The organism is Mycobacterium yunnanensis (genome assembly GCF_025823185.1).
GTDB classification, from domain to species: Bacteria; Actinomycetota; Actinomycetes; order Mycobacteriales; family Mycobacteriaceae; genus Mycobacterium; species Mycobacterium yunnanensis.
In genome coordinates this window covers 333,509-345,656 of sequence record NZ_JACKVK010000004.1, presented here as the reverse complement: position 1 = coordinate 345,656, position 12,148 = coordinate 333,509, and the positions used below count along the sequence as shown (strand labels likewise).

13 protein-coding genes are annotated in these 12,148 nt (G+C 67.4%); 11 read left to right on the top strand and 2 right to left on the bottom strand.

What is annotated here, in order from left to right; genetic code table 11:
- Positions 1 to 13 precede the first annotated feature (13 nt).
- Positions 14 to 544, top strand: a complete 531-nt coding sequence (locus tag H7K45_RS07080) for a hypothetical protein (RefSeq protein ID WP_263995064.1) — start codon at positions 14 to 16, stop codon at positions 542 to 544.
- 18 nt (positions 545 to 562) lie between these two features.
- Here the strand turns inward: H7K45_RS07080 and H7K45_RS07075 are convergent, their stop codons facing one another.
- The gene (locus tag H7K45_RS07075; protein ID WP_263995063.1) at positions 563 to 1,684 is read right to left on the bottom strand and encodes an epoxide hydrolase family protein; all 1,122 of its coding nucleotides are present in this window, start codon (positions 1,682 to 1,684) and stop codon (positions 563 to 565) included.
- 124 nt (positions 1,685 to 1,808) lie between these two features.
- Here H7K45_RS07075 and H7K45_RS07070 point away from each other — a divergent pair, with 124 nt between their 5' ends.
- The 10 genes from H7K45_RS07070 (at position 1,809) to H7K45_RS07025 (ending at position 11,878) form a co-directional block, all read left to right on the top strand.
- A complete protein-coding gene (locus H7K45_RS07070) occupies positions 1,809 to 2,258 on the top strand; it encodes a hypothetical protein (RefSeq protein ID WP_263995062.1) in 450 nt (149 codons plus the stop codon).
- Positions 2,259 to 2,476: 218 nt separating this feature from the next.
- Positions 2,477 to 3,100 carry a helix-turn-helix domain-containing protein gene (locus H7K45_RS07065; RefSeq protein WP_263995061.1) on the top strand — a complete coding sequence of 208 codons (624 nt, stop codon included), beginning with the start codon at positions 2,477 to 2,479 and terminating at the stop codon, positions 3,098 to 3,100.
- Entirely contained in the window at positions 3,097 to 4,749 is a 1,653-nt protein-coding gene (locus H7K45_RS07060) for an amidohydrolase (protein WP_263995060.1), read from the top strand. The genes H7K45_RS07065 and H7K45_RS07060 overlap by 4 nt, the downstream gene beginning before the upstream one ends.
- Positions 4,746 to 5,891, top strand: a complete 1,146-nt coding sequence (locus H7K45_RS07055) for an ABC transporter ATP-binding protein (protein WP_263995059.1) — start codon at positions 4,746 to 4,748, stop codon at positions 5,889 to 5,891. The genes H7K45_RS07060 and H7K45_RS07055 overlap by 4 nt, the downstream gene beginning before the upstream one ends.
- A gap of 43 nt (positions 5,892 to 5,934) precedes the next feature.
- Positions 5,935 to 7,083, top strand: coding sequence for a polyamine ABC transporter substrate-binding protein (locus tag H7K45_RS07050; RefSeq protein ID WP_263995058.1), 1,149 nt, complete (start codon positions 5,935 to 5,937; stop codon positions 7,081 to 7,083).
- Complete coding sequence (locus H7K45_RS07045) at positions 7,080 to 8,036, top strand: ABC transporter permease (protein WP_263995057.1); 957 nt, start codon at positions 7,080 to 7,082, stop codon at positions 8,034 to 8,036. Before H7K45_RS07050 ends, H7K45_RS07045 begins: the two co-directional genes overlap by 4 nt.
- Entirely contained in the window at positions 8,036 to 8,923 is an 888-nt protein-coding gene (locus H7K45_RS07040; RefSeq protein WP_263995056.1) for an ABC transporter permease, read from the top strand. Before H7K45_RS07045 ends, H7K45_RS07040 begins: the two co-directional genes overlap by 1 nt.
- On the top strand, positions 8,920 to 10,305 hold the full coding sequence (locus H7K45_RS07035) for an NAD(P)/FAD-dependent oxidoreductase (protein ID WP_263995055.1): 1,386 nt from the start codon (positions 8,920 to 8,922) through the stop codon (positions 10,303 to 10,305). Before H7K45_RS07040 ends, H7K45_RS07035 begins: the two co-directional genes overlap by 4 nt.
- Before the next feature lie 51 nt (positions 10,306 to 10,356).
- On the top strand, positions 10,357 to 10,926 hold the full coding sequence (locus H7K45_RS07030; RefSeq protein WP_263995054.1) for an HD domain-containing protein: 570 nt from the start codon (positions 10,357 to 10,359) through the stop codon (positions 10,924 to 10,926).
- Between the two features lie 124 nt (positions 10,927 to 11,050).
- The gene (locus tag H7K45_RS07025; protein WP_263995053.1) at positions 11,051 to 11,878 is read left to right on the top strand and encodes a GNAT family N-acetyltransferase; all 828 of its coding nucleotides are present in this window, start codon (positions 11,051 to 11,053) and stop codon (positions 11,876 to 11,878) included.
- Here the strand turns inward: H7K45_RS07025 and H7K45_RS07020 are convergent.
- Positions 11,873 to 12,103 carry a hypothetical protein gene (locus tag H7K45_RS07020; RefSeq protein ID WP_263995052.1) on the bottom strand — a complete coding sequence of 77 codons (231 nt, stop codon included), beginning with the start codon at positions 12,101 to 12,103 and terminating at the stop codon, positions 11,873 to 11,875. The two genes, H7K45_RS07025 and H7K45_RS07020, sit on opposite strands and share 6 nt — an antisense overlap.
- Positions 12,104 to 12,148: the final 45 nt, after the last annotated feature.

The window sequence follows — 12,148 nt, the reverse complement described above, 5'->3', positions numbered from 1 at the left end:
TTAGACTCCGCCCATGGCGACTGCACTCAGACGATCGACGACCCTTCTGATCACGGGCGGAATACTCTATTCCGCAACGGCTTTCGGCGCCGCGGTCGCCGGTGCCGAGCCGACCGTCTACGCCCTTCCAGCCTGCTACGGGGGCGCGACCCTGCCCGTCGAACGGCCCTCACAGGCCCTGTTCCAGACGTGCGCCGACGGGTCCAAGGAGTTGACCGACATCACCTGGACCCGCTTCGGCCCGGACGGCGCCGAGGGCACCGGCACGTACAGCTATCAGGTGTGTGAACCGAGCTGTGTTGCCGGACATCGTGATTCATTCCCGGCAGTCATCCACGCCGACGAACCGCAGCCGCAGGCTCCCGACGCCTCGTGTCCGGCGGGCACCATGTTCTTCGGCAACCTGGTCATCGCCTACCCCCACGGTGTGCCTGCTGCCGACGGCGGCGCCCCGAACATGCGATTCCGCGGCATGCCCGCGACGCTCTACAGCACCGAGGGAACGCCAGACTCGCCGACGTCGCTGGCTCCCCCACGCTGCTGAGGCACCTGGGTCTGCCGCCTACCGCACCAGGCGGAAGAACCCGCGAACCTGCTCGACGAGCGACTCGGGCTGTTCCAACGCGGCGAAATGCCCACCCCGTGGCATTTCTTCGAACCATCGAAGGTCGGTGAACCGTTGCTCGGCCTCGCGGCGCGAGGGTCGAATGATGTCGTGCGGATAGACCGACAACCCGGACGGGGCGGTGACCTGGTCGCGGAAGCTGGTGAAGCTCTCCCAGTACAACCGCGCCGACGACGTCGCCGACGCGGTGAACCAGTACGCCGAGATCTCGTCGAGGATCGTCTGTCGCGAGAGTGCGTCCTCGGGGTGGCCGTCGTTGTCGGTCCACGCCCAGAACTTCTCGGCAATCCAGGCGGCTTGGCCGGCCGGCGAGTCGGTCAAGCCGTAACCGAGGGTCTGCGGCCGGGTCGACTGCTGGCCGGAATATCCCCGACCGGTCTGCTGAAATTCCTTGGCGGCCGCCAAGTTCGCCCGCTCCGACGGCGTGGGGTCGGCGAAGGTGCCCAGCGATGTCGACCCCATGTTCACGTGAACTCCGGCAACTCGTTCCGGCGCAACCTCACCGAGCGCTCCGGAGACCGCCGAACCCCAGTCTCCACCCTGGGCGCCGTACCGCTCATATCCCAGCGACACCATGAGCGCGTCCCAGGCCCGCGCGATGCGCTCGACACCCCAGCCGGTGGTCGACGGCTTGTCGCTCCAGCCGTATCCCGGCAGGGACGGCGCGACGACGTGGAACGCGTCCGCCGGATCACCGCCGTTAGCGCGCGGATCGGTCAGCGGGCCGATGACGGCGAGGAACTCCAACACCGATCCCGGCCAGCCATGCGTGATGACGAGTGGAAGGGCGTCGGGCTCTGGAGAGCGGGCGTGGACGAAGTGAATGCCGAGCCCGTCCACGGTGTCGCGGTACTGCGGAAAGGCGTTGAGCCGCTTGGCAAATCCGAAGTCGTAGTCCTCGGCCCAGCTGCGACACAAGTCCTGGGCGTAGACCAACGGAACGCCCTGTGACCAGTCGTCGACCGGCTCTGGCTCCGGCCACCGGGTCCGTCGCAACCTGTCACGCAGATCGGCGATCTCGTCGTCGGTGATGCTGACCTCGAACGGCTCGGCTGCCATGGCGGGCTCCCTTCGTCGGTACGCGCCTCACACCACGCTATCCAGCGACACACCCTCCCGGTACGGCGGTGCTCGTTGGCGATTCCACCCGCACGAGGACCACGAGTCTGCGATGGTGGTCGGCGTGAGTGAGACCACCCGCCGCCGACGCTCGTTCTCGACATGGATCGCGACCGCCGCAGCGGCCGCAGCAGTCGGCGCCGCCGTCGCCGCGCCTGCCGCCAACGCAGACACCATCTGCCCCCAGGTGGGCGGCTTCTGCGGTTTCTACTCCCCGTCTCACCGCATCGACTGCGAGATCGACACGGGCGGCCGCACGGGCCCGGACTCGGTGTACTGCAAGACCCTCGAGCCGGCACGATCGGCGTCGATGGACGACCGCGGCACCGTCACGACCTGCTCGGGTCCGTCATGCGTCGGTGACGCCGCCGAGGGCACCCCGACCCTGGCCTACGGCCAGACCGTTGTGCTGGGACCGTTCCGGTGCTCGTCGGCCCGGACCGGCGTCACGTGCACGGCGGCCCAGGGCCGCGGATTCACCATCTCGACGGGCGGCATCGCCAACGTCGGCTGACACCGGTCGACGCAAGACACTAGCTCGGAGTCGTTGACCTACAACGACTTCCAGCTGGCACCGTGGGTTCTCCACGGCCGCCGGGCGTTTCGTGGATGTTACGAGTTGGGCCGAATCGTGCCGTTCTGTTGCGAGAACCCTGGGAAGGCCCTACCGTCCCGCAGTAAGCAAAGCGTTAAGTAGGTCTTAGCGAAAAGAGGCATGTGATTTCCGAGTCCGTGACGGCCACCCCCACGACTGACGGCGCCGTGCGCGCCACGCTGGGCATCCGGTTGCGCGACGCCCGCGAACGCGCACGGCTGTCCACCCGAGACTTGGCAGGCCGGGCCGGGGTGAGCGCAGGCTTCATCAGTCAGCTGGAGAACGGCAAGTGCGGGGTCTCGGTAAGTGTGCTCAAGCGCATCGCGGCCGCGGTCGGCGTCTCGGTCGCAGACCTGCTCAGCGACGAAGCCCCCGTCTCCCGACCCATCCTGCGGGCCCACGAACGCCCCGTGTTCTCCAGCGAAGGCGGGCTTCGAAAGCTGCTGCTGTCGCGTCCACCGATCCGCCAACTCGAAGTCTACGAAGGCACTTTCGACGTCGGCGGGTCGACCGGACCGGAGCCCTACGCCCACGACGACGCCCAGGAACTCTTCTACGTGCTGACCGGCCACATGGAGATCTCGATCGGCACCGAGACACACATCCTGGGCCCTCGGGACAGCGTCGAATACCTCTCCTCGGTTCCCCACCGTGCCGTGAACGTCGGAGCCACTCCGGCCCAGGCCATGTGGATCACCTCGCACCTCACCCCGCCCATCGACGCCGACCCGATCACCCCACCTCGAGGAATGACACCATGACCGCACCGCACCGACTCCTGATCACAGGTGGCCACGTCTTCACGCCCGCAGGCATCGTCGAGGAGCCGCTCCTCGTCTCCGACGGCGTCATCGCCGCCATCGGCGCCGCGGCGCTCGAGGCGTCCGACGCCGTGCAGATCGACGCGGCGGGAGGCCTGGTGTCCCCCGGTTTTCAGGACTGTCACATCCATCCGTACCACGCGGGCCTGGACATGATCGCCTGCGACCTCACGCCGTATGACACCGCCGAGGGCTACCTCACCCGCATCGCCGAGTACGCCGCCGACAATCCCGACGTGCCGTGGGTCAGCGGTGGCGGCTGGTCCATGGATTCGTTCCCCGGCGGCCTGCCGACGGCCGCCGCACTCGACGCCGTCGTCCCCGACCGTCCGGCGTTCTTTCCCAACCGCGACGGACACGGCGCCTGGGTCAACTCCAAGGCCCTGGAGATCGCCGGCATCGACGACTCCACGCCCGACCCCTTCGACGGAAGGATCGAACGCGACGCCGACGGCCACGCGATCGGCACCCTGCAAGAGGGAGCCATGGGTCTGGTCGCCCGCCACATCCCCCTGGCCACCCAAGAGGACTTGGACGAGGCCCTGAGGGTCGCACAGCGCCAACTCCTCGAGTGGGGCGTCACCGCCTGGCATGACGCCATCGTCGGCGCAACCAACGACACCCCCGACATCCTCGACTCCTACCTGCGGGTCACCGCATCCGGCGAGCTGAAGGCCCACGTGGTCGGTGCCCTCTGGTGGGACCGCAATCGCGGTCTGGAGCAGATACCCGAGCTCGTCGAGAAGCGCGAACGCGCGCTGGCGGCAGGCTTCCAGGCCACCACCGTCAAGATCATGCAGGACGGCGTCGCCGAGAACTTCACCGCCGGGATGCTCGAGCCCTACCTCGACTCGTGCGGTTGCCCCGGCGAGAACACCGGCAAGAGCTTCGTGGATCCGACCACCCTCATCGACATCGCCACCCAGCTCGACGCACTGGGCTTCCAACTGCACTTCCACGCCCTGGGCGACCGGGCCGTCCGCGAATCACTCGACGCCGTCGAAGCGGCCAGGAAGGCCAACGGCGACAACGACCTTCGGCACACCCTGGCCCACATCCAAGTGGTGCACCCCGACGACGTCCCCCGCTTCGCCGAACTGGGTGTGGTGGCCAACATGCAACCGCTGTGGGCTCGACACGAACCCCAGATGGACGTCCTCACCATCCCCTTCCTCGGCACCCGTCGCGCCGCGTGGCAGTACCCCTTCGGATCGCTGCATCGAGCGGGCGCGCCCCTGGCGTCGGGCAGCGACTGGCCGGTCAGCACGGGCAACCCGATCCACATCATCCACACCGCCGTCAACCGTGCGCCGGTGGGCGCCACGGGGTCCGCGGTGATGCCGTTCCTTGGTGAACAAGCGTTGTCGCTCGCCGACGCGTTGATCGCCCACACCCTCGGCACCGCCTACCTCAACCACGACGAAGGACGTTCGGGCAGCATCGAACTCGGAAAGGCGGCCGACATCGTCATCCTCGACCGCGACATCTTCGCCGCCCCCGTCGCCGAGATCGGGTCGGCCACGGTGGCCTACACGATCATCGGCGGCGACGTCGTATTCGACGCAAGCGCGGCCCTGGTGTCGGCGTGAGCACCGTCGACGTGGCCGCCCCGGCCAAGACCGCTCCGAGTTCGGTGGCCGGATCGGTCGAACTGCGTTCCCTGACCAAGACCTACGCCTCGGCGGTCGCGGTGGACGATCTGAGCCTCGACGTGCGCCCTGGAGAGTTCCTCAGCCTGCTGGGTCCCAGCGGGTGCGGCAAGACCACCACGCTGCGAATGATCGGTGGATTCGAGTTCCCCGACGACGGGTCGATCCAAATCTCCGGGCAAAACGTCGAAAACCTTCCGCCGCACAAGCGGCCGGTGAACACGGTCTTCCAGGCCTACGCCCTTTTCCCGCACATGAAGGTCGCCGACAACGTCGCCTACGGCCTTCGCCGCTCGGGCGTGCCGAAGTCGGACATGGCCGATCGCGTGAGTCGTGCCCTGGACATGGTCCGGATGACTGCCTTCGCCGACAGGAAGCCGGCGCAGCTGTCCGGCGGCCAGCAGCAGCGCGTCGCCCTGGCCAGGGCGCTGGTGAACCGGCCCGCGGTGCTGCTGTTGGACGAACCGATGAGCGCGCTCGACCGCAAGCTCCGCGAGGAGATGCAGGTCGAACTCAAACTGCTACAGCACGAACTCGGTACCACCTTCATCTTCGTCACCCACGACCAGGAGGAGGCGCTGTCGATGAGCGATCGCGTCGCGGTGATGAAGGACGGCCGCATCGAGCAGATCGGCACCGCCTCAGGCGTATACGACGCACCCGAGTCGGCGTTCGTGGCGGGGTTCATCGGCCGCCAGAATTCGTTCGCGGGCACCATCACCTCGTTCGACGGCGACGGCGTGACCGTCCGCACCAACGGCCTGTCGCTGTACTCCTCACGTCCCACCAAGGGCGACGTACCCGCCGCCAGCGGCGCCGATGTCAGTGCCGCCGTCCGACCGGAATCGGTGGTGGTGACCGCCGCCGAACCGGAGTCGAGAACGGACACCGCGGTCAACACCGTCGCCGGCACCTTGCTCGGCGTCTCCGAACTCGGCCACAGCCTGCAGCTGGTCGTCCACACCCGCGAAGACGACCAGGTGCTCGCCCGACTACCCCGTGCCGCCAACCCGCCCACCGAGCTCGGATCGCCCGTGCTGTGCTCCTGGTCGGCGGACGCCGTCCGGATCTTCACCTCGTAGACACCAAATCCGTTCACCGACATACCGATCCGGAGGCCCCACCATGAATCAGCCTGACACCGTCCGCGCCCTGGTACCCCATGCGCTGAAGAGCTCGCTGTCGCGACGCGCCTTCCTCGGTGGCACCGCCGCACTGGGGGCCGGTGCCTTCCTCGCCGCCTGTTCCAGCTCCTCGGGCGGTGGCGGTGGCGCCTCGTCCGGCGGTCTGAACATCTACACCTGGGGCGAGTACGACGACCCCGCGACCCTTACCGACTTCACCGCGGCCAAGGGCCCGAAGATCACCGTGGATTCCTATGGCTCCAACCCCGAGATGATCGCCAAACTCAGTGCGGCCAAGGGCACCACCGGTTACGACATCTGCGTTCCCACTCATTCCTCGGTTCAGCAGATGGCGACCGGCGGGCTGCTCACCGAGCTCGACCACTCCAAGCTGCCCAACATGAAGAACCTCACCCCCAAGGTCGTCAACACCTCGTTCGACCCCGGCAACAAGTACAGCGTCTGCAAGGACTGGGGGTCGACGGGCTACGTCTACGACACCACGGTGGTCAAGCGAGATCTGAAGTCCTGGGCCGACTTCCTCGACTGTGCGCAGAAGGAGGCGTCGGGCAGCATGTCGCTGCTCGAGGACCAGGGCGAGGTCGCGTTCACCTACTTCTGGGCCAACGGAATCGACGAGAACACCACCGACCCCGGTCACATCGCGGCCTATCGCTCCTTCATCATCGACAAGATCGCGCCCCACGTGCAGGCCTTCGAGTCGTCGACCAACGCGTCCATCTCGTCCTCCGCGCGCGCCCTCATCCACTGCTGGAACGGCGACGCCCGCCTTGGCATCCTCGCCAATTCCGAGCCGGAGCGGTACAAGTGGGTCTGGCCGTCGGAGGGTGCGAACCTCTGGCAGGACAACTGGGCGATCGTCAAGGGGGCGCCCCACGAGGACGCCGCCTACGAGTTCATCAACTACGTCCTCGACCCGACCGTGTCTCTCAAGGAATTGACCTACATCGGGTACAACACGGGGATTCAGGGCATCGAGGAGGCCGCCACCAAGGCCGGCATCAAGCGTCCCGACTTGGTCTTCATCAACGACGCGGTCATGAGCAAGCTTGTCTACAGCGAGATGACGTCCGCGGACGGCACCATCATCGGCATCTACGACGAGCTCAAGGCCGCGGCGGGCAAGTGACCACCCTCGAAGGGGTGGCGGCGCCCCCAGGTGTTGCCGACGTGGCGCCTCCCGGTCGGCGGCTGCGAATGCCCAAAGGCCTTGGAGCGCTCCCGATCAGCGTCTGGATCCTGCTGTTCTTCATCCTGCCGTTCGGCTTGGTGGTCTGGTACAGCTTTGGCTACAAGCCGGGCATCTACGTCACCCACGCCAACGACGTGCTGTCCCTGGATCGCTACGGCCAGGCCGCGTCGCCGGCCTTCCTCGCCATCTTCGTCCGCACGCTCAAGATCGCGGTCACCGGGACGGTGCTCTGCCTGCTCATCGCCTTCCCGATGGCCTACTGGATGGCGGTCAAACTCGCCCCCAAGTGGCGCGGTGTCGTGTTGGCACTCGTGCTCATCCCCTACTGGACCAACTTCCTGGTGCGCACCATCGGATGGCAGATATCGCTGAGCCCAGAGGGTTTCGTGTCCAAGGTCCTGCAGTGGGCGCACCTGACCGAGGGCTCTCTGCACGTGCTCTACACCTCGGGGGCCGTCCAGCTCGGCGTGGTCTACAACTACCTGCCGCTGATGATCCTGCCGCTCTACGTCGCCCTCGAACGTCTCGACCCGAAGCTGCTCGAGGCGAGTCGTGACCTCGGCGGCACGGCATGGAGCACGTTCTGGCACGTCACCGTTCCCCTGGCGCTGCCCGGGGTGACCGCCGGAATGATGCTGGTGTTCGTCCCGTTGATGGGCGATTACATCACCCCCACCGTGCTCGGCGGGGCCAGCGGCAGCATGGTCGGACAGATGGTGGCCGCGCAGTTCCAGAGTGCCCAGAACTGGGCGCTCGGCTCGGCGATGGCCGTCCTGCTGATGCTGGCGATCTTCGGCACCAGCGCCGTGGTCGGGGCGGCACTCAAGATCGTCGGCGTCGTCGTCAATGCGGCGACGTCACTGAAACTGCCGTCGAAGGAGACCGCGTGATGACCGTCGAACCCACCGCGAAACCCGTTCGCCGGCAGCGGATCCGTCCCGGGGACGCCGCGCTGAACGCATGGGGCGTCCTGGGGCTGGTGTTCCTGTTCTTCCCGATCGTGGTGATCGTGGTGTTCTCGTTCAACGACGGTCGCACCCTGCAGACCTTCGACGGGTTCGGCGTCGACGCCTACCTCTCCGCCCTGTCGAACCCGGCAATCACCAACGCCATCACCGTCTCGCTGATCACCGCCACCGGCACCGCCGTGGTCGCCACCCTTCTGGGGACCTTCGCCGGGGTGGCCCTGACCCGTCGACCGGGCTGGTGGGCCCCTGGGCTGCTCGTCCTCCTCGGACTGGTCCTGGTGACGCCGGAGATCGTGTCCGCCATCTCCCTGCTCCCCTGGTTCGTCACCCTCGGCGTCGACTGGGGACTGCCCGCGTTCAACGTCGGCCAGGTGCGCCTGATCATCGCCAACTCGTTGTTTGCCAGCGCCGTGGTCACATTCATCGTGCGCGCCAGGATGACCGGCATGAACGAGTTCCTCGAGGAGGCCGCGGCCGACCTCTACGCCACACCGATCCGGCGCTTCACCGACATCACGCTGCCGCTGATCCGGCCGGCGGTGCTGTCGGGGGCCCTGCTCGCCTTCACCCTGAGCTTGGACAACACCGTCGTGTCGTCCTTCGTGTCCGTGGCCGGTTCGACCCCGTGGCCGGTCTACATCTTCGCCTCGCTCAAGGCGTCCTTGCGGCCCGACATCGCCGCGATGTCGACGATGATGCTCGTCTTGACCCTGATTGCGCTTGGCATCGCCGCGCTGATACTGCGACGGGACCCGACGGGCTCCGGCGGTGGCGCCGCCGGTCTGACGAGTGCGATGGTGGGCAAGTGAGCAGCACACTGACCAACGGCAAGGTGTCGTTCTGGTGGAACAGCATTGGGGCCACCCCACCGCGTACACCGCTGCCCGGCTCCATTCAGGCCGACGTGTGCATCGTCGGGGCCGGATACACCGGGCTGTGGACCGCGTACTACCTGAAGAAGGCGGCGCCTCACCTGCGCGTCGTCATGCTGGAGCAACGCTTCGCGGGGTTCGGGGCCTCGGGACGCAACGGTGGTTGGCTCACCAACGAGATCACCGGCGGCCGCGGCCAATACCTGAAGTCACACGGACGCGAGGCCGTGGCCCGCCAGCAGACCGCCATGAACGAGACGGTCGACGAGGTCATCCGCGTCACGCGCGACGAGGGCGTCGACTGTGACGTCGTCAAGGGCGGCGAGTTCACCGTCGCCACCAACGCCGCCCAGCAGGCCCGCCTGCTACACGCGGTGGAGGAGGCCCGCACCTGGCCGATGACCGACGTCGAATCGTTGAGTGCGGCCGAGGCGACCGCGCGGATCAACGTGCGCGGCACGACCGGCGCGATGTGGCATCCGCATTGCGCGCGACTGCATCCGGCGAAACTCGCCGCTGGGCTGGCCCGGGTCGTCGAGTCGCTGGGCGTGGAGATCTACGAACAGACCAGGGTCACCGAGATTCGCGCCCACCAGGCGGTGACCGCAGCCGGGACCGTCACGGCCGGCACCGTGGTGCGGGCCACCGAGGGGTTCACCGCGCGAATCGAGGGCTTGCGGCGGACCTGGCTGCCGATGAACTCCTCGCTGATCGTCACCGAGCCCCTGTCGGCCGACGTGTGGGACGAAATTGGTTGGAACGGCTACGAAACGCTCGGTGACCAGGCGCACGCCTACATGTACGCCCAGCGAACCGCCGACGACCGCATCGCGATAGGAGGCCGCGGAGCGCCGTACCGCTACCGTTCGAACACCGACGTCGACGGCGCGACCGACCCGAGAACCGTTGGGCTGCTTCGCGACATCCTGGTGCGCTTCTTCCCGTCGACGGCGCAGGCCGCGATCGAACACGTGTGGTCTGGCGTGTTGGGGGTGCCGCGGGACTGGTCGGCGACCGTGGGGCTCGACCGCTCCAGCGGCTTGGCGTGGGCGGGCGGGTACGTCGGCACGGGCGTCACCTCCACCAACCTCGCCGGTCGCACCCTGCGCGACCTCATCCTCGACCAGCCGTCGACGCTCACCGAGCTGCCGTGGGTCAACCACCGGGTGCGCAAATGGGAGCCGGAACCGTTGCGATACATCGCCGTTCAAGCCATGTACAAGGCGTACTATGCCGCCGACCGGGCCGAGCTCGGCGGCCGACCCACCACCTCGCCGATCGCGACGGTCGCCGATCGGGTTTCCGGCCGCGGGCACTAACGCCTCCCAGTCACTACGGTGGACGGGGACGTTCGTCGACAGGAGTCAGACATGAGCACCAAGACGCGTGCCACCTACCGCACGATGGCCGAGGGCACGGCGGAGGACTATGCCCTCATCGACCGCGCGGAGGCGGCGAACAATTCGGGGCTGGTGCCCCGCGTGCTCAGCTTGGTGGAGGCTCTCGCAGACGGCCAGCAGGCCTATCCGATCAGCCGACTCGACCATTCCCTGCAGTCAGCCACCCGCGCGCTCGACGACGGACGTTCGGACGGGTACGTGGTCGCCGCGCTCCTGCACGACGTGGGTGACACCTACGCACCGCACGCCCACGGCGCCTTCGCCGCAGCCGTCGTCGCGCCGTACGTGTCCGAGCGGATGGCGTGGATCGTCAAGGTGCACCCCGAGTTTCAGCAGTACTACTACGCACCCCACATGGGCGGCCTGCGCGATGCCCGCGAGAAGTACCGCGGGCACCAGTGGTTCGACGACTGCGTCGAGTTCTGCGAGAAGTACGACCAGAACTGTTTCGACGCCGACTTCGAGCACCGTCCACTCGACTTCTTCCGTCCGATGGTGGAGCGCGTCTTCGCCCGCCAACCGTGGACGAGCACAGACTGACGCATCGGTGTGACGCACGTCGCACGAGATGTTCCTGGCCGTATCGAACCATTCGACTCTCCCACGCATCGTGTTGGGTGAGGACCGCCGACGGCGGCGGACCCACGTCACAATGAGGGTCAGGATGCACACCGAGGAAATCAGTCCGCTGGTGGAGTCCGCCGAGGCGGAATTCATGTACCACTACGAGTCGGCGGCAACGCCGTCCACGGCACGGTTGCTAGGCATCACGACCGCTCGGATCGGCGGCGGCGTGGCCCTGGCGATGCGACACGACGTCACCGGCTACTGGAACAAGGCGCTCGGCTTCGGGGTCACCGAACCCGTGACGGCCGAACTGGTCGCGGACGTGGCCGACTTCTATCGCGTGCAGAACGCACCGGGGGCCATCCTTCAGATCGCGCCCTCCCTGCTGCCAGAGGACTGGTCGGAGATCCGCCGACGGCACGGCCTGACGCCAACCTCACCGTGGATCAAGCTGGTCGGCGACATCGGCGACGTCGCCACGCATCATCACACCGACCTGTCCGTTCGAGCGGTCGACCCCGTCGACTACCCCCTGTGGTCGTCGACGGTGCTCCGAGGCTTCGGCATGCCGACCGACGGACTGGCGGACATGTTCGCCGCGGCGTTGACCCATCCGGGGTTTCGCCCCTTCGCCGCCTGGGACGGCGACGACATGGTCGCGGCCGCCAACCTCTTCGTCCACGGGACCGTCGGGAGCCTGAACGCCACCGCCACGCTGCCGACTCACCAAAACCGTGGCGCGCAGTCGGCACTCATCGCCGCACGCGCCGCGGCCGCCGCCGCCGCAGGCTGTCGCTGGCTTTCGGCGGAGACCGGCCGGCCCGCCGACGGTGAGGTCAACCCGTCGCTGAACAACTTGCGGCGAAGCGGGCTCCGGCCGCTCTACGAGCGGCAGAACTGGGCCTGGTCTCCCGCTGGGTCATAGCCGATGCATCTCACGCGACATGGCGGCGCGTTCGAGGAAGTCCTCTCGCCGGGCGTGGCGGGTCGAGGGCGCAGCCTCGCGCCGCACCCGACCGCCACGACGGGACACCCAGGAGAACCAGCCGCGCTTACCCGGTTTCTCGACGGTGGTCTGCGTCCAAATTGGTTCGGGTAGAGCGGTTTCGGTGACGAGCGGACGGATGGCCAGGTACTCGTTGGTGGTCATGAGACCACTGTGTCGATTCGGACCTTCCGTTACGTGAAGGTCATG